Annotated in this window: 18 protein-coding genes and 1 tRNA gene; all 19 read right to left on the reverse strand. The window is 69.7% G+C overall.

The window, feature by feature from the left end:
* Positions 1–2: 2 nt before the first annotated feature.
* The 19 genes from nuoI to truA all read right to left on the reverse strand — a co-directional run bounded on the left by nuoI (position 3) and on the right by truA (position 17,268).
* Positions 3–491 (reverse strand): NADH-quinone oxidoreductase subunit NuoI, encoded by a 489-nt coding sequence (nuoI, locus tag JG616_RS08175; RefSeq protein WP_199361889.1) that lies wholly within the window; start codon positions 489–491, stop codon positions 3–5.
* The gene (gene nuoH, locus JG616_RS08180) at positions 491–1,600 is read right to left on the reverse strand and encodes an NADH-quinone oxidoreductase subunit NuoH (RefSeq protein WP_199392279.1); all 1,110 of its coding nucleotides are present in this window, start codon (positions 1,598–1,600) and stop codon (positions 491–493) included. Before nuoH ends, nuoI begins: the two co-directional genes overlap by 1 nt.
* The gene (gene nuoG / locus JG616_RS08185) at positions 1,597–3,843 is read right to left on the reverse strand and encodes an NADH-quinone oxidoreductase subunit NuoG (protein ID WP_199392280.1); all 2,247 of its coding nucleotides are present in this window, start codon (positions 3,841–3,843) and stop codon (positions 1,597–1,599) included. The genes nuoH and nuoG overlap by 4 nt, the downstream gene beginning before the upstream one ends.
* Complete coding sequence (gene nuoF, locus JG616_RS08190) at positions 3,840–5,186, reverse strand: NADH-quinone oxidoreductase subunit NuoF (RefSeq protein ID WP_199392281.1); 1,347 nt, start codon at positions 5,184–5,186, stop codon at positions 3,840–3,842. Before nuoF ends, nuoG begins: the two co-directional genes overlap by 4 nt.
* A 14-nt stretch (positions 5,187–5,200) precedes the next feature.
* Positions 5,201–5,728 (reverse strand): NADH-quinone oxidoreductase subunit NuoE, encoded by a 528-nt coding sequence (gene nuoE / locus JG616_RS08195; RefSeq protein ID WP_199361885.1) that lies wholly within the window; start codon positions 5,726–5,728, stop codon positions 5,201–5,203.
* Positions 5,725–7,029, reverse strand: a complete 1,305-nt coding sequence (locus JG616_RS08200; RefSeq protein ID WP_199392282.1) for an NADH-quinone oxidoreductase subunit D — start codon at positions 7,027–7,029, stop codon at positions 5,725–5,727. Before JG616_RS08200 ends, nuoE begins: the two co-directional genes overlap by 4 nt.
* The gene (locus JG616_RS08205) at positions 7,026–7,814 is read right to left on the reverse strand and encodes an NADH-quinone oxidoreductase subunit C (RefSeq protein ID WP_199392283.1); all 789 of its coding nucleotides are present in this window, start codon (positions 7,812–7,814) and stop codon (positions 7,026–7,028) included. The genes JG616_RS08200 and JG616_RS08205 overlap by 4 nt, the downstream gene beginning before the upstream one ends.
* Complete coding sequence (locus JG616_RS08210) at positions 7,807–8,394, reverse strand: NADH-quinone oxidoreductase subunit B (RefSeq protein ID WP_199361882.1); 588 nt, start codon at positions 8,392–8,394, stop codon at positions 7,807–7,809. The genes JG616_RS08205 and JG616_RS08210 overlap by 8 nt, the downstream gene beginning before the upstream one ends.
* A complete protein-coding gene (gene ndhC, locus JG616_RS08215; protein WP_199361881.1) occupies positions 8,385–8,741 on the reverse strand; it encodes an NADH-quinone oxidoreductase subunit A in 357 nt (118 codons plus the stop codon). Before ndhC ends, JG616_RS08210 begins: the two co-directional genes overlap by 10 nt.
* Before the next feature lie 85 nt (positions 8,742–8,826).
* Positions 8,827–8,911 (reverse strand) — tRNA-Leu (locus JG616_RS08220).
* A gap of 54 nt (positions 8,912–8,965) precedes the next feature.
* Entirely contained in the window at positions 8,966–9,418 is a 453-nt protein-coding gene (secG, locus tag JG616_RS08225) for a preprotein translocase subunit SecG (protein ID WP_199361880.1), read from the reverse strand.
* A 25-nt stretch (positions 9,419–9,443) separates the two neighbouring features.
* Positions 9,444–10,196: a triose-phosphate isomerase gene (gene tpiA / locus JG616_RS08230; RefSeq protein WP_199392284.1), complete on the reverse strand. Its 753-nt coding sequence runs from the start codon at positions 10,194–10,196 to the stop codon at positions 9,444–9,446.
* Between the two features lie 95 nt (positions 10,197–10,291).
* Positions 10,292–11,245, reverse strand: coding sequence for an isopenicillin N synthase family oxygenase (locus JG616_RS08235; protein WP_199392285.1), 954 nt, complete (start codon positions 11,243–11,245; stop codon positions 10,292–10,294).
* A 162-nt stretch (positions 11,246–11,407) separates the two neighbouring features.
* Positions 11,408–12,772, reverse strand: coding sequence for a phosphoglucosamine mutase (gene glmM / locus JG616_RS08240; RefSeq protein WP_199361877.1), 1,365 nt, complete (start codon positions 12,770–12,772; stop codon positions 11,408–11,410).
* Positions 12,769–13,656, reverse strand: coding sequence for an acetyl-CoA carboxylase, carboxyltransferase subunit beta (gene accD, locus JG616_RS08245; protein ID WP_199392286.1), 888 nt, complete (start codon positions 13,654–13,656; stop codon positions 12,769–12,771). Before accD ends, glmM begins: the two co-directional genes overlap by 4 nt.
* Positions 13,657–13,702: 46 nt before the next feature.
* Positions 13,703–14,539 carry a tryptophan synthase subunit alpha gene (gene trpA / locus JG616_RS08250; RefSeq protein ID WP_199392287.1) on the reverse strand — a complete coding sequence of 279 codons (837 nt, stop codon included), beginning with the start codon at positions 14,537–14,539 and terminating at the stop codon, positions 13,703–13,705.
* Positions 14,536–15,750, reverse strand: coding sequence for a tryptophan synthase subunit beta (trpB, locus tag JG616_RS08255; protein ID WP_199361874.1), 1,215 nt, complete (start codon positions 15,748–15,750; stop codon positions 14,536–14,538). The genes trpA and trpB overlap by 4 nt, the downstream gene beginning before the upstream one ends.
* A complete protein-coding gene (locus JG616_RS08260; RefSeq protein ID WP_199361873.1) occupies positions 15,747–16,433 on the reverse strand; it encodes a phosphoribosylanthranilate isomerase in 687 nt (228 codons plus the stop codon). Before JG616_RS08260 ends, trpB begins: the two co-directional genes overlap by 4 nt.
* A 1-nt stretch (position 16,434) precedes the next feature.
* A complete protein-coding gene (gene truA / locus JG616_RS08265) occupies positions 16,435–17,268 on the reverse strand; it encodes a tRNA pseudouridine(38-40) synthase TruA (protein ID WP_199392502.1) in 834 nt (277 codons plus the stop codon).
* Positions 17,269–17,309 lie beyond the last annotated feature (41 nt).

Here is a 17,309-nt window from a genome sequence, read left to right on the forward strand (position 1 = left end):
GCTTACCTGTATGCGGCGTCGGCGGCGCGGCGTTCGGCGATCTCCGCCTCCAGGCGGTCGCCCAGGGCCAGCAGCTGCGGCTTGGTGACGATGTTCTCGCCGCGGTTCTCGAAGTGGTACTCGTGGATGTGGGTCTCGACGATCGAGTCCACCGGGCACGATTCCTCGCAGAAGCCGCAGAAGATGCACTTGAACAGGTCGATTTCGTAGCGCGTGGTGCGCCGCGTGTTGTCCTCGCGCTGTTCGGAGTCGATGGTGATCGCCAGCGCCGGGCAGACCGCCTCGCACAGCTTGCAGGCGATGCAGCGCTCTTCGCCGTTCGGGTAGCGACGCAGCGCGTGCAGTCCCCGGAACCGCGGCGACTGCGGGATCTTCTCCATCGGGTACATCATCGTGTACTTCGGGCGCCACAGGTAGCTGACGGTCAGCGCCATGCCGCGGATCATCTCGATCAGCAGCAGGCTCCTGGCCCAGGAAACGAACTTGCCCATCACGCACCTGCCTCGAAGACGCCGAAGTACGCCATCAGCGCCGTCACCGCGATCCACGCGATCGACAGCGGAATGAACACCTTCCAGCCCAGGCGCATGATCTGGTCGTAGCGGTAGCGCGGGAACGTCGCGCGGAACCAGACGAAGCAGCTGGCGAAGAAGAAGGCCTTGGCGAACAGCCACCACCAGCCGTCACCCAGGATGACCGAGAGCACCGGGATGTCCGGGATCCAGGCCACCGGGATCGGCGACAGCCAGCCACCCAGGAAGAAGATCGCGGTGAGGAAGCTCACCAGGATCATGTTGGCGTACTCGGCCAGGAAGAACAGCGCGAACACCGCGCCCGAGTACTCGACCATGTGGCCGGCGACGATCTCGCTCTCGCCCTCGACCACGTCGAAGGGCGAACGGTTGGTCTCGGCCACGCCCGACACGTAGTAGATGACGAACAGCGGCAGCAGCGGCACCCAGAACCATTCCAGGAAGCCGGCGTCGCCCGACTGCGCCATCACGATCTCGCTCAGGTTCAGGCTGCCGGAGGCGACCATGACGCCGACCAGGGCGAAGCCCATGGCGATCTCGTAGCTCACCACCTGGGCCGCCGAGCGCATGGCGCCGAGGAAGGCGTACTTGGAGTTGGAGGCCCAGCCCGCCAGGATCACGCCGTAGACCGCCAGCGAGGTCATCGCCAGCAGGTACAGCAGGCCGGCGTTGGCGTTGGACAGCACCATGCGCGTGTCGAACGGCACCACCGCCCAGGCCGCGAGCGCGGGCGCCAGGGTGATGAGCGGCGCCAGGATGTACAGCACCTTGTGCGCGGCGCTCGGCCGGATGACTTCCTTGAACAGCAGCTTGAAGACGTCGGCGAAGGCCTGCAGCACGCCGAAGCCGACGTACATCGGCCCGTGGCGGACATGCATCCAGGCGATCAGCTTGCGCTCCCAGACCACGTAGAACGCCACGGCAATGATCACCGGCATCATGATCGCGAGGATCAGCAGCACCAGCCACAGGACGGTGCCGACCGGGCCGAGCGAATCCAGCCAGTTGCGCAGGGGTTCGAACCAGCCGAGCAGGACGCCGGCGGTGTTGTTCGTCGTCGTGCTCATGCGGCCTCCACCCGCACCGCGCCGGCGCCGAGCGCCGCGGTGGCGCCGTAACCGGACTCGACCAGGGCCGCACCGCGCGCGACGCGCTCGCTGGTGGCGACCGGCAGGGTCGCGGTACCGGTGCCGTTGGCGACGCGCGCCATCGCGCCGTCGCGCAGCCCGGCCGCGGATGCGTCATCGGGATTGAGGGTGATGCGTGCGCCCACGCTCAGCGGATGCGCCTGCAGCGCCGCCGCCCGGCGGGTCACGCCGTCGACGCGGTAGATCGCCTGCGCCACCGCGAGCTCGAGGCCGCCCTCGCCTGCCGCCGGCGCCGCGCCGCGCGCGACCTCGACCCGGCGCGGGGACACCAGCGCACGCGCGCCGGCGAAGTCGGTGAAGTCGAAGCCGTCCAGCTCCAGCAGGCCACCCAGCGCACGCAGCGCCTTCCAGCCCGGACGCGCCTCGCCCGGCAGCTTGCCGCCGGCGACGGTGCGCTGCTCGCGGCCATCGAGGTTGGTCAGGCTGGCATCGAGCTCCGGCAGCAGGCCGATCGGCAGGATCACGTCGGCGATGCGGCGCGTCGACTGGCAGGCGAAGTGGCTGAAGGCCACCACCTGCGCACCGCCCAGGGCCTGCATCGCCTTCGCCTGGTCGGCGAAGTCGAGGCCCGGCTCGATGCCGTAGATCACGTAGCCCGCGCGCGGCTGGGCCAGCATGCCGCCGGCATCGCGCGAAGCGGGAAGCACGCCCATGCGCGCCAGGCCGACCGCGTTGGCGCCCTGCGGGATGCGGCACAGCGCGGCGTTTACGCGACCGGCGAAGTCGGCGGCGGCGCGGCGGATGGCCGCGGCATGGATGCCGCATTCGGCCAGCGCGCCGACGATCACCACCGGTCGCACGGCGCCGTCGAGCGCGGACGCAAGCTCCGCCGAAGCCAGCGCGTCGGCGATCCGCGACGGTGCGACGATCGACGTGTGCGCGATGTCGAAGGTGAACTCGAAGTCCACCGGATTGACCACGTGCACCTTCGCACCTGCGCGCCAGGCCTTGCGCACGCGCTGGTGCACCAGCGGCAGCTCGTGGCGCAGGTGGCTGCCGACGATGACGATGGCATCGGCCTTCTCGATGTCCTCGACCGGCATGCCGAAGGCTTCGGCCACGGCGCCGTCGGACAGGTCGTGCTGGGCGATGCGGTGGTCGAGGTTGCCGGTGCCAAGGGCTTCGGCGAGGCGTGCGATCAGCGCGCCCTCCTCGTTGGAGGTCGACGGATGCACCAGGACGCCGAGGTCGTCGGCGGCGTTGTCGCGCAGGATCTGCGCGGCGCGCGCCAGCGCCTCGTCCCAGCTGGCCTCGCGCCAGTCGCCCTCGTCGCCGTTGGAGGCGACGCGGACCATCGGTCGCGTGGCGCGGTCGTCGGCGTACAGGCCCTGGTGCGAATAGCGGTCGCGGTCGGACAGCCAGCACTCGTTCACGGCCTCGTTGTCACGGGGCACGGTGCGCATCACCTCGCCGCGGCGGGCGTGCAGGAACAGGTTGCTGCCGAGCGCGTCGTGGTAGCCCAGCGATTCCTTCGCGATCAGCTCCCAGGGGCGGGCGCGGAAGCGGAACACCTTGTTGGTCAGCGCGCCGACCGGGCAGACGTCGATCACGTTGCCGGACAGCTCGGTGGTAAGCGGCTTGCCGTCGTAGGTGCCGATCTGCAGGTTCTCGCCGCGCTGCATGCCGCCCAGCTCGTAGGTGCCGGCGATTTCCGCGGTGACGCGGACGCAGCGCGTGCAGTGGATGCAGCGCGTCATCTCGGTGGCGACCAGCGGACCGAGGTCCTCGTCGGCGACGGTGCGCTTGCGCTCGGCGAAGCGGCTCACCGACCGGCCGTAGCCGATCGACAGGTCCTGCAGCTCGCACTCGCCGCCCTGGTCGCAGACCGGGCAGTCGAGCGGGTGGTTGATCAGCAGGAACTCCATCACGTTGCGCTGCGACTTCAGCGCCTTCTCGCTGCGCGTCTGCACGCGCATGCCGTCCATCACCGGCGTGGCGCAGGCCGGCGCGGGCTTGCCCATCTTCTCGATGTCGACCAGGCACATGCGGCAGTTGGCCGCGATGGCGAGCTTGTCGTGGTAGCAGAAGCGCGGGATCGGGATGCCGGCCTTGTCGGCGGCCTGGATGATCATCGAGCCCTTGGGCGCGGCCATCTCCACGCCGTCGATGAAGACGGTGACGTGGTCGGGCGGCAGGTTCGGGTTCACCGGCTGCGCGCTCATGCCGCGGCCTCCGTGCGTGCGTCGACGATCGAACGCCCGTGCTCGATGTAGTACTCGAATTCGTGCCAGAAGTGGCGCAGGAAGCCCTGCACCGGCCAGGCCGCGGCCTCGCCGAAGGCGCAGATGGTGTGGCCCTCGATCTGGCCGGCGGACGCGCGCAGCATCTCGACGTCCTCCATGTTCGCCTTGCCTTCGACAATGCGGGTCAGCATGCGGTGCATCCAGCCGGTGCCCTCGCGGCAGGGCGTGCACTGGCCGCAGGATTCCTGCCAGTAGAAGCGCGAGATGCGCTGGCAGGCGCGCACCATGCAGGTGCTGTCGTCCATCACGATCACCGCGCCGGAGCCCAGGCCGGAGCCGGCCTTCTGCAGCGCGTCGTAGTCCATGGTCAGGCCCATCATCGTCTCGCCCGGCAGCACCGGCATCGACGAGCCACCCGGGATCACGCCCTTCAGCGTACGTCCGGGACGCAGGCCGCCGGCCATTTCCAGCAGTTCGGAGAACGGGGTGCCGAGGCGGATCTCGTAGTTGCCCGGCTTCTGCACGTGGCCCGAGACCGAGAAGATCTTGCAGCCGCCATTGTTCGGCTTGCCCAGCTGGGCGAACCACTCCGGACCGTTGCGGAGGATCGCCGGCACCGAGGCATAGGTCTCGGTGTTGTTGATCGTGGTCGGCTTGCCGAACAGGCCGAAATTGGCCGGGAACGGCGGCTTGTAGCGCGGCTGTCCCTTCTTGCCTTCCAGCGACTCCATCAGCGCGGTCTCTTCGCCGCAGATGTAGGCGCCGGCACCCAGCGCGTTGTGGATGTCGATGTCCACGCCGCTGCCGAGGATGTCACGGCCCAGCCAGCCGTTCGCATAGGCTTCGGCCAGCGCTTCCTCGATGTGCTCGAAGGGCTCGTGGTGGAACTCGCCGCGCATGTAGTTGTAGGCGACCGAGGAGCCCGTGGCGTAGCAGGCGATCGCCATGCCCTCGATCACCGAATGCGGGTTGTAGCGCAGGATGTCGCGGTCCTTGCACGTGCCCGGCTCCGACTCGTCGGAGTTGCAGAGGATGTACTTCTGCACGTCACCCTTGGGCATGAAGCTCCACTTCAGGCCGGTGGGGAAGCCCGCGCCGCCGCGGCCGCGCAGGCCCGACTGCTTGACCATCTCGATGATGTCGGCCGGCGGGATCTTCTCCGTCAGCACCTTGCGCAGCGCCTGGTAGCCGCCGGTCTTGAGGTAGTTCTCGTACGACCAGGGCTTGTCGAAGTGCAGCGTCGTGTAGACCGCCTGGTGCTCCTTCGGCGCAGGGCCGACGGGGCCGTAGCCTTCGGAGACGTGGGAGTTGTGATGCGCCATGCCTGCGTCCAGCCTCACTTCAGTCCGTCGAGCAGCGCGTCGACCTGGGTCGCGTCGAGCTTCTCGTGGTAATGGCCGTTGATCACGACCACCGGGGCGCCGCAGCATGCGGCCACGCACTCTTCCTCGCGCTTGAGGTAGACGCGGCCGTCGGCGGTGGATTCACCCAGCTTGCAACCGAGCTTCCGTTCGGCATGCGCGACCAGGTCTTCGGCACCGTTGAGCCAGCAGCTGATGTTGGTGCAGAAGGCGACGTTGTTGCGGCCGACCTCGCGGGTCTCGAACATCGAATAGAAGGTCGCGACCTCGTAGGCCCAGACCGGCGGGATGCCGAGGTACTTCGCGACCGCGGCGATCAGCTCGTCGGTCAGGAAGCCGCCGTTCTGCTGCTGGGTCGCGAACAGGCCCTGGATGACGGCCGAGCGCTTGCGGTCGGGCGGGAACTTGGCCACCCAATGGTCGATATGCGCGCGCGTGTCGTCGCTGAGCACCGCCAGCGGATCGACGTTGCGGGCGTTCTCGAAGTTGCCGGTTGCTTTCATCGGTCCACTTCTCCGAACACGAGGTCATAGGTGCCGACCATCGCCACGACGTCGGACAGCATGTGTCCCTTCACCACCGTGTCCATCGACGACAGGTGCGCGAAGCCCGGCGCGCGCAGGTGCACGCGGAAGGGCTTGTTGGCGCCGTCCGAGACCAGGTAGCAGCCGAACTCGCCCTTGGGCGCCTCGACGGCCTGGTAGGTCTCGCCGGCCGGCACGCAGTAGCCTTCGGAGAACAGCTTGAAGTGGTGGATCAGGGCTTCCATGTCGTCCTTCATCTCCTCGCGGGAGGGAGGCGCGACCTTGAAGTTGTCGACCATCACCAGGCCGGGGTTGGCACGCAGCCACGCCACGCACTGGGCGATGATCCGGTTGGATTCGCGCATCTCGGCCACGCGCACCAGGTAGCGGTCGTAGCAGTCGCCGTTGGTGCCAACCGGGATGCGGAAATCGACCTGGTCGTAGCGCGCATACGGCTGCTTCTTGCGCAGGTCCCACTCGATGCCCGAGCCGCGCAGCATCACGCCCGACATGCCCCAGGCCATCGCCTGCTCCGGCGGGATGACGCCCACGCCGACGGTGCGCTGCTTCCAGATGCGGTTCTCGGTGAGAAGCGTCTCGTACTCGTCGATGCGCGACGGGAAGTCCCGGGTGAAGGCGTCCAGGAAGTCGAGCATCGACCCTTCGCGCCACTCGTTGAAGCGCTTGAGCTTGTTGCCCTTGCGCCACGGCGACTCGCGGTACTGCGGCATGCGCTCGGGCAGGTCGCGGTAGACGCCGCCGGGACGGTAATAGGCCGCGTGCATGCGCGCGCCGCTGACCGCCTCGTACACGTCCATCAGCTCTTCGCGCTCGCGGAACGAGTACAGCATCACCGCCATCGCGCCGAGATCGAGGCCGTTGGAACCGATCCACATCAGGTGGTTCAGGACCCGCGTGATCTCGTCGAACATCGTGCGGATCCACTGCGCACGCTCGGGCGCCTCGATCCCCAGCAGGGTCTCGATGGCCAGGACGTAGGCGTGTTCGTTGCACATCATCGACACGTAGTCGAGGCGGTCCATGTAGCCGATCGACTGGTTGAACGACTTGGACTCGGCCAGCTTCTCGGTGCCGCGGTGGAGCAGGCCCACGTGCGGGTCGGCACGCTGCACCACCTCGCCGTCCATCTCCAGGATCAGGCGCAGCACGCCGTGCGCGGCCGGATGCTGGGGACCGAAGTTCAACGTGTAGTTGCGGATTTCCTGGCGGGCCTCGGCCGGGCTGCTGGCCAGCAGCTCGCTGGGGGGGCGGATGCTCACTTGGTGTCTCCTGCGGCGGCGTGGCCGCGCACCGTCCCGACCTTGAGGTCGCGGTCTTCGCCGGCCGTGGTCGCGTAGCGGGCATCGTCGCGGATCACGCGCGGCACCAGCACGCGCGGCTCCACCGAGGTCACCGGCTCGTACACCACGCGCTGCTTCTCCTGGTCGTAACGCACTTCGACGTTGCCGATCAGCGGGAAGTCCTTGCGGAACGGATGGCCGATGAAGCCGTAGTCGGTCAGCAGGCGGCGCAGGTCCGGATGGCCCGGGAACACGATGCCGAACATGTCGAAGGCCTCGCGCTCGAACCAGTTCACGCCGGCCCAGACGTCGCACAGCGAATCCACTACCGGCAGCGCGTCGTCGGGCGCGAAGCAGGTCACGCGCAGGCGGCGGTTGTTGGCGATCGACAGCAGCTGCACCACCACCGAGAAGCGGTTCTCGGGCAGCGGGATCGCGCCCTCGCCGTCAGGCCGGTCGAGCTGCTGGGTGAAGGCCTCGCCATAGCGGAATCGGCCCGGACCACGACCCTCGACGCCACGGCTGAAGCCCTCGGACGAGGTGTTGGTGTCCCACTCGTCGGTGCCATAACCAAGATGGTCGACGCCGCACAGGTCCACCAGGACCTCGAAGCCGAACTCGTCGCGCAGGGCCTGGCACGACGCGCGCCATTCCGACGCCGCCAGCACGATGCCGACCTCGCCACGCGGCAGCGTGACGTCGACGAAGGCCTGCGGGAAGCGCGCGCGCAGGCGCGCGGCGAACGCGGTCGCGGACTCAGACATTGCGCTGCCCCGTCTTCTCGTCGCCGAAGTTGCTCGAGCGGCGGATCTTGCGCTGCAGCTGCAGGATGCCGTGCACCAGCGCCTCGGCCGTCGGCGGGCAGCCCGGCACGTAGATGTCGACCGGCACCACGCGGTCGCAGCCGCGCACCACCGCATACGAATAGTGGTAGTAGCCGCCGCCGTTCGCGCAGCTGCCCATCGAGATGACCCACTTCGGGTTGGGCATCTGGTCGTAGACGCGGCGCAGCGCCGGCGCCATCTTGTTGACCAGGGTGCCGGCCACGATCATCACGTCGGACTGGCGCGGCGATGGACGGAACACCACGCCGTAGCGGTCGAGGTCCATGCGCGCGGCACCCGCGTGCATCATCTCCACCGCGCAGCAGGCCAGGCCGAAGGTGACCGGCCACATCGAACCCGTGCGTGCCCAGTTGAGCAGGATGTCCGAGCTCGTGGTGACGAAACCCTGTTCCAGCAGGGGGTTGTCGCCCTCCGGCCGCAGGATGTCGTCGACGCGGCCCTCGGGCAGCGGATTGCTCGCGGCATCCGCGAGGCTGCGCGCAGCCTGGATCACTCCCATTCGAGCGCTCCCTTCTTCCACACATAGATGAAACCGATCAGCAGCATGCCGACGAAGATGCCCATCTCGATCAGGCCGAGCACGCCGAGCTCACGGAACACGGTCGCCCAGGGCACGATGAAGATGATTTCCAGGTCGAAGACGATGAACTGGATCGCGATCAGGTAGTAGCGGATGTCGAACTGCATCCGCGAGTCCTCGAACGCGGGGAAGCCGCATTCGAAGGCGGTGTACTTGTCGGCGAACTCGAACTTCGGTCCGAGCGCATTGCCGACGAGGATCAGGGCGACGCCGATTCCAGTGGCGACGAAAAGAAACAACAGGGTCGGCAGGTATTCGGCCAGCACGGTGTTCTCTCGGCTACGGGCCGCGCGGCGGCCCTTTGCTTGCTGGTGTCGGGCGGGACCGTGACCGGTCCCGCCGACGCTTGTATGGTGCCCAAGGGGGGACTCGAACCCCCACGACCTAAGCCGCTACCACCTCAAGGTAGTGCGTCTACCAATTCCGCCACCTGGGCAAGTTTTTCTGTCTCATCCCGCATGGCTGCGGGAGCGCGATAGTGTAATCGCTATCAGCCGCCCTGCGGGACTTCCCGTCCCGTTTCCCCCTGCGAGGGGGGCGATGCGGCGGGCGGCTGGTCCTCCGGCACGGCCGGGACCGTGGCGTCGGGGACGATCGGCGCGGCTTGCGGCGCCGAGGGAACCGCGGTATCGGCAGCCGGGGCCGCGGGAGCCGCCGGCACTTCGGACATCACGCCCAGGTCGACCGCGGCCGGACCGGACTGGCGGGCCATGTTCGTGGCCTGCCAGGCCATGAACAGGGTCAGCGCGAAGAACACGATCGCAAGCCACTTGGTGGACTTGGTCAGGAAGCTGGAGGCACCACGCGCACCGAACACGGTGGCCGAGGCGCCGCCGCCGAAGCCGGAACCGGCCTGGGCGCCCGCGCCGCGCTGCATCAGGATCAGCGCGATCATCGAGATGGCGACGAGCACGAAGACGATGTTGAGGATGAGCTGCAGCATGTTCCAGTTCTCTTGTGCCCGACGGTCAGCGGACCGCCGCGGCCACGATGGCCATGAAGTCCGTGGCCACCAGCGATGCACCGCCGATCAGGCCTCCGTCGACGTCGGGCTGGGTGAACAGCTCGGCGGCGTTGGCGGGCTTCACACTGCCGCCGTAGAGGATCGGCAGTGAATTTCCAATCTTAGCACTCCTTGCCGCGACCTCGCTACGGATGAACGCGTGCACGTCCTGGGCCTGCTGCGGGCTGGCGGTCAGGCCTGTGCCGATCGCCCAGACCGGCTCGTAGGCCACGACGGCACTGGCCAGGCCTTCGGCACCGACCAGGTCCAGGACCGGGCGCAGCTGGGAGGCGATCACCGCCTCGGTGGTGCCGCCCTCGCGCTCGTCCTTCGACTCGCCAACGCACAGGATCGGACGCAGGCCGGCGGCGAGCGCCGCGGCAAACTTGCGCGCGACGAGATCGCTGTCCTCGCGGTGGTACTGGCGGCGCTCCGAGTGCCCCACGAGCGCGAAGCGCGCGCCGGCGTCGGCCAGCATCGCGGCCGACACCTCGCCGGTGTAGGCGCCTTCGCCGTGCTCACTCACGTCCTGGCCGCCGAAGGCGATGCCCTGCGCGCCCCAGGCCTCGACCAGGCCCGCCAGCAGCGTGGCCGGCGGCAGCACCACGACCTCGACGCCATCGGCCGGCAGGCCTGCCGCCATCTGCTGCAGCAGGTCCGCGGCGGAGCTGCGGTTGCCGTTGAGCTTCCAGTTGCCGGCGACGATGCGAGTGCGCATTTCTGACCTCGGGTGTGGCGGGAGCGGTGATTCTAGGCGTTCACGCACGTTCCGTCATGGCCACGCCACTTGCGTGGCCATGCATTGCCCGCCGGTCAGGCGAGCTTGATCTCGCGCAGGCGCTCCTCGAGGTAGCCATGCGCCGTGATCGGTTCCGGGTAACGGCTCGGATTGTCCGCGGTCACGCAGGACGGCAGCACGTCGATCAGGAAGTCCGGGTTCGGGTGCAGGAAGAACGGCACCGAGTAGCGCGGCTGGCGCGCCAGCTCGCCCGGCGGATTGACCACGCGGTGGATCGTCGACGGATACACATGGTTGGTCAGGCGCTGCAGCATGTCGCCGATGTTGACCACGATGGTGTCGGCGTCCGAAGTGAACGGCACCCACTCGCCCTCGCGCGACTGCACCTCGAGGCCGGCCGCGCTGGCGCCGACCAGCAGCGTGATGAAGTTGATGTCACCGTGCGCGCCGGCGCGCACGTTCGGGATGTCGTCGGCGGTGATCGGCGGATAGTGGATCGGCCGCAGGATCGAGTTGCCGTTGTCGGTCTTGTCCGCGAAGTAGTCCTCGGGCAGGTCGATGTGCAGCGCCAGCGCGCGCAGCACCTGCGAACCGAGCTGGTCGAGCGCCTCGTACAGCGCATAGCCCTTTTCGCGGAATTCCGGGACCTCGTCCGGCCACAGGTTCGGCGGCATCACGTCCCGGTACTTCGAATCGTCCGGGATCTCGCGGCCGATGTGCCAGAACTCCTTCAGGTCGAAGTGCTTCGAATCCTTGGCCGTCTCCACGCCGAACGGCGTGTAGCCGCGGGCACCGCCACCGCCGGGCACGTGGTACGTCTTCTTGGTTTCTTCCGGCAGCGCGAAGAAGGCCTTGAAGGCGGCGTAGGCCCCGTCGATCAGCGGCTGCGGGATGCCGTGGTTGCGGATGCCGGCGAAGCCCCACTCGCGGTAGGCCGCGCCGAGGTCGGCGACAAAGGCTTCGCGATCCGAGGGGCTGGCGGGATGGGTGAACCGGCGGATGTCGAGGGTCGGGATGCGCGGGGCCATGGCTTACTCGGTCAGGCTCGTCCCCGGGCGGGGACGCTGGCCCGCCATGATACCGCCTCGCTCCCGCCCCCCCCTGCAGGAGCGGCTACAGCCGCGATCGCCCTGCCGGACTTCCCGGGATCGCGGCTGTAGCCGCTCCTACAAAAGCGGAAGGGGCGCGGGTCAGGTGGCGGCCTGGACCGCCGCGGCCAGCCGCTCCAGCGTCGATGCCACCAGGGCCTCGTCATCGGCCTCGACCGTGACGCGCACCACGGGCTCGGTGCCGGACGGCCGCAGGAAGGCCCTGCCCCGCCCTTCGACGGCGCGCTGGGCCTCGGCCAGCGCCGCCTGCACGCTGCCCGCCTCCGCAGGCCGGGCGCCATTGGCCACGCGCACGTTGACCGTGCGCTGCGGAACCTTGCGCAGGTCGCGCAGGGCGTCGGCCAGCGACGTGCCGCGACGGTGCAGCACTTCCAGCACCTGCAGCGCGCTGACGATGCCGTCGCCGGTGGTGGCGCGGTCCAGGCACAGCAGATGCCCCGAGGCCTCGCCGCCGAGGATGCCGCCGTGTTCGACCAGGGCCTGGTGCACGTAGCGGTCGCCCACTTTCGTGCGCATGAAGCCGATGCCGCGCGCGGACAGCGCCTGCTCGAGCGAGAAGTTGGTCATCAGCGTGCCGGCCACGGGACCCCGCAGCCGCCCGCTTTCCTGCCAGTCGCAGGCCAGCAGGTAGACCAGGTCGTCGCCGTCGCGCACCACGCCTTCGCCGTCGACGAACATCACCCGGTCGCCGTCGCCGTCGAAGGCGATGCCGAGCTCGGCGCCGGTCGCGCGCACGCGCTCGGCCAGGCCTTCCGGATGGGTGGAGCCCACGCCGTCGTTGATGTTGGTTCCGTTGGGATCGACGCCGATCGCGTCCACGCGTGCACCGAGCTCGCGCAGCACCATCGGTCCGATCTGGTAGGTGGCGCCATGCGCGCAGTCGACGACGATGCGCATGCCGTCCAGGTCGAAGCTGCGCGGCACCGAGCCCTTGCAGGCCTCGACGTAGCGACCCACGGCGTCGCGCGTGCGCACCGCCTTGCCCAGGCGGTCGGACGCGACGGTCGAGAACGGCTGGTCCAGCGCGGCCTCGATCGCGAGTTCGGTGGCGTCGTCGAGCTTCTCGCCTTCGGCGGTGAAGAACTTGATGCCGTTGTCGTGGTGCGGGTTGTGCGAGGCGGAAATCACGATGCCGCCGTCGGCGCGCATCGAATGCGTCAGGTGCGCGACCGCCGGGGTCGGCATCGGCCCCATCAGCTGCACGTCGACGCCGGCCGCGACCAGCCCGGCCTCCAGCGCGGCCTCGAACATGTAGTTCGAGATGCGCGTGTCCTTGCCGATGATGACCAGCGGCTTGCGCCACTCGTCGCCTTCGCGCACCCGCGCGGTGAGCGCGTGGCCATAGGCATTGCCCAGGCGCAGCATGAAGTCGGCCGAGATCGGGCCCTCGCCCACGCGGCCGCGAATGCCGTCGGTGCCGAACCAGCGCCGCTTGCCGGCGCTCATGCCGCGGCCTCGTCGGCCGGCGGCGCCGACTGGCGCATCAGCATGGCCAGCAGGCTGGCGATGCGCGCGCGCAGCTCGCGCCGGTCGCAGATCTGGTCGATGGCCCCGTGCTCGACCAGGAACTCCGAGCGCTGGAAGCCTTCGGGCAGGGTCTCGCGCACGGTCTGTTCGATCACCCGCGGGCCGGCGAAGCCGATCAGCGCCCTCGGCTCGGCGAGGTTGATGTCGCCCAGCATCGCGAACGAGGCGGAGACGCCGCCGGTGGTCGGATGCGTCATCACCGAGATGTAGGGCAGTCCGGCCGCGCGCAGGCGGCCGAGCGCGGCCGAGGTCTTGGCCATCTGCATCAGCGAGAACAGGCTCTCCTGCATGCGCGCGCCACCGCTGGCGGAGAAGTTGACGAAGGGCGAACCGATCTCCAGCGCGCGTTCGGCGCCCAGGGTGAAGCGCTCACCGACCACCGAACCCATCGAGCCGCCCATGTAGGCGAAGTCGAAGGCGGCCGCGACGATCGGGCTGCCCTTGAGGCGCCCTTCCATCGCGATCAGCGCGTCGCGCTCGCCGGTGGACTTCTGCGCCGCCTTGATGCGGTCGGAGTACTTCTTCTGGTCGCGGAAGCGCAGGACGTCGGTCGGCCCCAGGCGCGCGCCGATCTCCACGCCGCTGCCGGCGTCCAGGAAGGCCGCCAGCCGCGCGCGGGCGCGGATCGGCATGTGGTGCGCGCACTTGGGGCAGACCTCGAGGTTCTCCTCGAGCTCGGGGCGGTAGAGCACCGCGCCGCAGCTGTCGCACTTCTCCCACAGTCCCTCGGGCACGCTGCGCTTGCGTGCGGGACTGCCCTCGGTGCGGATGCGGGCGGGCATGACTTTCTTGAGCCAGGACATGCGTTTGCTGTGATCCTCTGCGGACGGGGCCGCGAACCCGGGGAGTTTAGCCCACCGCCCCGCGGGGACCGGCGTCGAGCGCCACCCGCAGGGGCGCGAGGAAGGCGGCCGCGGCGGCTGCGGCGCGTCCGCTTCCGGCGGCCTCCATCGCCCTGACCAGGGCGCTGCCGACCACGACGCCATCGGCGTCCACGGCCATGGCGGCCGCGCTGGCGGCGTCGTGGATGCCGAAGCCGACCACCACCGGCACGGGGCTGCGCGCGCGGATGGCGCGCAGGTGCGCGGCGGCGGCGGAGGTGTCCAGGCGCGCGGAATCGCCGGTGACCCCCGCCATGCTCACGTAGTACAGATAACCCTGGGCGAGATCGCAGAGCATGCCCATGCGTGCCTCGTCGGTCGTCGGCGAGGCCAGCAGGACCAGCGCGATTCCCTGCGCCGAAAAGGCCTCGCGGAACTCCGGGGTCTCCTCCGGCGGCAGGTCGACGAGCAGCACGCCGTCGACGCCGGCCGTCGACGCAGCCGCGGCGAAGGCCGCTGCGCCGCGGATCTCGATCGGGTTGAGGTAGCCCATCAGCGTGACCGGGGTGTGGTCGTCGCGCTCGCGGAACTCGCGCACGCGCTCCAGCACCCAGGCCATCCCGGCGCCGCGCGCGATGGCGCGCTCGGAGCTGCGCTGGATGGTCGGGCCGTCGGCCATCGGGTCGGAGAACGGCACGCCCAGTTCGATCGCATCGGCACCGGCGTCGACCATGGCGTGCATGACCGGCACCGTGTCCTCGAGCCCGGGATCGCCCGCGGTGATGAAGGGCACCAGCGCCTTGCGGCCGGCGGCGCGCAGGGCGTCGAAGCGGCGCGCGATCCGCGGCGAGACCGCCGCGCTCATACCTCGACCCCTTCGCGCGTGGCGATCGTGTGCACGTCCTTGTCGCCGCGCCCGGACAGGTTGCAGAGCACCAGCGCATCCTTCGGCATGTCGCGGGCGAGCTTGATCGCCTGCGCCACCGCGTGGCTCGATTCCAGCGCCGCGAGGATGCCTTCGGTGCGCGCCAGCAGGTGGAAGGCCTCGAGCGCTTCGTCGTCGGTCACGCCGACGTACTGCGCGCGGCCGCTGTCGGCGAGGAAGGCGTGCTCCGGCCCGACCCCCGGATAGTCCAGGCCGGCCGACACCGAGTGGGTCTCGATCACCTGGCCGTCGTCGTCGCACAGGACGTAGGTCCGGTTGCCGTGCAGGACGCCGATCCGCCCGGCGGAAATCGATGCCGCGTGCTGGCCGCTGGCGATGCCCTCGCCCGCCGCCTCGGCGCCGACCAGGCGCACGTCGCGGTCGTTCAGGAAGGCGTGGAAGATGCCGATGGCATTGCTGCCGCCGCCCACGCAGGCGGTGACCACGTCCGGCAGGCGGCCGTGCCGCTTCAGCATCTGCGCCCTCGCCTCCTTGCCGACCACCGCGTTGAAGTCGCGCACCATGCGCGGGTACGGGTCGGGACCGGCCACCGTGCCGATGATGTAGAAGGTGTCGGCGACGTTGGTCACCCAGTCGCGCATCGCCTCGTTGAGCGCGTCCTTGAGGGTGGCCGACCCGCTGGTCACCGGCACCACCGTCGCGCCGAGCAGCTTCATCCGGTAGACGTTGATCTTCTGCCGTTCGATGTCGGTCGCGCCCATGTAGACCACGCACTCCAGGCCCAGGCGCGCGGCGACCGTGGCGCTGGCGACGCCGTGCTGGCCGGCGCCGGTCTCGGCGATGATCCGGGTCTTGCCCATGCGGCTGGCGAGCAGCGCCTGGCCGATGGTGTTGTTGATCTTGTGCGCGCCGGTGTGGTTCAGGTCCTCGCGCTTGAGCAGGATGCGCGCGCCGCCGACGTGGCGGGTCAGGCCCACGGCCTCGTAGATCGGGCTCGGGCGGCCGACGTAATCGGCCAGGTCGGCGTCGAAGGCCGCGACGAAAGCAGGATCGGCGCGGGCGGCGTCATAGGCCGCGGCCAGCTCCTGCAGCGGACCCGCCAGGGTCTCGGCCACGAAGCGGCCTCCGTGGCGGCCGAAGTGGCCCCGTGCGTCCGGGAAAGCATGGAAATCGTCTGGCATGTCGTTCATCGGGCCCCTCCTTGCGGGCTCGCGGTGTCGTCGTCGGGGCGGCAGTCGGCGCGCCGCACCTCTTCCACGAAGGCGCGCATCAGGTCGCCGTCCTTGCGGCCGGGTGCGGACTCGATGCCGCTGCTGACGTCGACGCCCCAGGGTCGGGTCGCGCTGATCGCCGCGTTCACATTATCGGGGCCCAGGCCGCCTGACAGCAGGAACGGACGGGTCAGGCCGGGCGGCAGGGTGGCCCAGTCGAAGGCGCGGCCGCTGCCGCCGTCGTGCCCGCCGCCGTGGCTGTCGAACAGGAACGCCGCGGCGCCCGGCCAGGACGCGCCCAGCGCGGGCCCCGTGGGCACGGCGCTCGCGCCCATGCCCACCGCCTTGATCCATGGCACGTCGAAGCGGCGGCAGAACGCATCGTCCTCGTCGCCGTGGAACTGCAGGAGGCTGGGCCGGACCTGTTTCACCACCTCGCGGATCTCGTCGGCGCTGTTGTCGCGGAACACCGCCACCGCGTCCACCAGGGGCGCCAGCGCCTCGCGCAGCGCGCGCGCCTCGGCCGCGTGGATGCGACGCGAACTCGCGTGCGCGAACACGAAGCCGACGGCGTCGACGCCCAGCTCGCTGGCCAGGCGGACGTCGCCGGCGCGGGTCAGGCCACAGAACTTGATGCGGGTGCGGTACAGGGTACGAGGCATGTCAGGACGCCGGGAACGTGGGGGATGCCGTGTCCATGCCGGCGCCAGGGGGCGCAAGCGTGACCTCGGCGGGAAGGCGGCACTCGGCCGGGTAAAGCGGGGCCAGGAAGACCAGACCACCCGGCGGAGCGGTGGGCCCGGCCAAGCGGCGGTCGCGCGCCTGGAGGACCTCGGCGATCCAGTGCTCAGGCCTGGATCCGCCACCGACTTCGAGCAGGGAACCGACGATGTTGCGGACCATATGATGCAGGAAAGCATTGGCCTGCACCTCCACCGCCACCACGTCGCCCTCGCGCCAGACGCGGATCGCCTGCAGGTCGCGGCGCGCGTGCGGCGCCTGGCAATGGACGGTGCGGAACGCGGAGAAGTCGTGCTCGCCCACCAGACGCTGCGCGGCGAGGTGCATGGCGCCCGCGTCCAGCGGCTTCTTCATCCAGGCCAGGTACTGGCGGCCGAGCGCGGGGCGCACGGGGCGATTGATGATGCTGTAACGGTAGCGGCGCGCACGGGCCGAGAAGCGCGCGTTGAAGTCGTCGCCGACCTCCTGGCACCAGCGCACCGACATCGCCTGTGGCAGCAGCGACGTGGTGCCCATGACCCAGTTGCGCGGGCTGCGCGCCGCCGCGCTGTCGAAATGCACCACGTTGCAGCGGGCGTGGACACCGGCGTCGGTGCGGCCGGCGCAGGTGGTGGCGATCGGCGCGTCGGCCACCTTCGACAGTGCCCCTTCCAGCGCCGCCTGCAGGGTGTCCGCGCTGTCGACGCCGTGCGGAGTCAGCCGCTGCCAGCCCAGGAAACCGCCGCCGTCGTACTCGATGCCCAGGGCGTAGCGCATGGCGTGCGTCGACGGACCGGCCGCGCCGCGGGCGACCGCGG

Origin of the sequence: Luteimonas sp. MC1895 (assembly GCF_016457215.1) — a bacterium.
GTDB lineage: Bacteria > Pseudomonadota > Gammaproteobacteria > Xanthomonadales > Xanthomonadaceae > Luteimonas.

Coding starts and splice junctions, on each gene's coding strand:
- nuoH (WP_199392279.1), bottom strand. CDS start 1,600: ATGAGCACGACGACGAACAACACCGCCGGCGTCCTGCTCGGCTGGTTC.
- secG (WP_199361880.1), bottom strand. CDS start 9,418: ATGCTGCAGCTCATCCTCAACATCGTCTTCGTGCTCGTCGCCATCTCG.
- accD (WP_199392286.1), bottom strand. CDS start 13,656: ATGTCCTGGCTCAAGAAAGTCATGCCCGCCCGCATCCGCACCGAGGGC.
- nuoI (WP_199361889.1), bottom strand. CDS start 491: ATGGGCAAGTTCGTTTCCTGGGCCAGGAGCCTGCTGCTGATCGAGATG.
- truA (WP_199392502.1), bottom strand. CDS start 17,268: ATGCGCTACGCCCTGGGCATCGAGTACGACGGCGGCGGTTTCCTGGGC.
- JG616_RS08205 (WP_199392283.1), bottom strand. CDS start 7,814: ATGTCTGAGTCCGCGACCGCGTTCGCCGCGCGCCTGCGCGCGCGCTTC.
- trpA (WP_199392287.1), bottom strand. CDS start 14,539: ATGAGCGCGGCGGTCTCGCCGCGGATCGCGCGCCGCTTCGACGCCCTG.
- tpiA (WP_199392284.1), bottom strand. CDS start 10,196: ATGCGCACTCGCATCGTCGCCGGCAACTGGAAGCTCAACGGCAACCGC.
- JG616_RS08210 (WP_199361882.1), bottom strand. CDS start 8,394: ATGGGAGTGATCCAGGCTGCGCGCAGCCTCGCGGATGCCGCGAGCAAT.
- nuoF (WP_199392281.1), bottom strand. CDS start 5,186: ATGGCGCATCACAACTCCCACGTCTCCGAAGGCTACGGCCCCGTCGGC.
- trpB (WP_199361874.1), bottom strand. CDS start 15,750: ATGAACGACATGCCAGACGATTTCCATGCTTTCCCGGACGCACGGGGC.
- glmM (WP_199361877.1), bottom strand. CDS start 12,772: ATGAGCGCCGGCAAGCGGCGCTGGTTCGGCACCGACGGCATTCGCGGC.
- nuoE (WP_199361885.1), bottom strand. CDS start 5,728: ATGAAAGCAACCGGCAACTTCGAGAACGCCCGCAACGTCGATCCGCTG.
- JG616_RS08260 (WP_199361873.1), bottom strand. CDS start 16,433: ATGCCTCGTACCCTGTACCGCACCCGCATCAAGTTCTGTGGCCTGACC.
- JG616_RS08235 (WP_199392285.1), bottom strand. CDS start 11,245: ATGGCCCCGCGCATCCCGACCCTCGACATCCGCCGGTTCACCCATCCC.
- nuoG (WP_199392280.1), bottom strand. CDS start 3,843: ATGAGCGCGCAGCCGGTGAACCCGAACCTGCCGCCCGACCACGTCACC.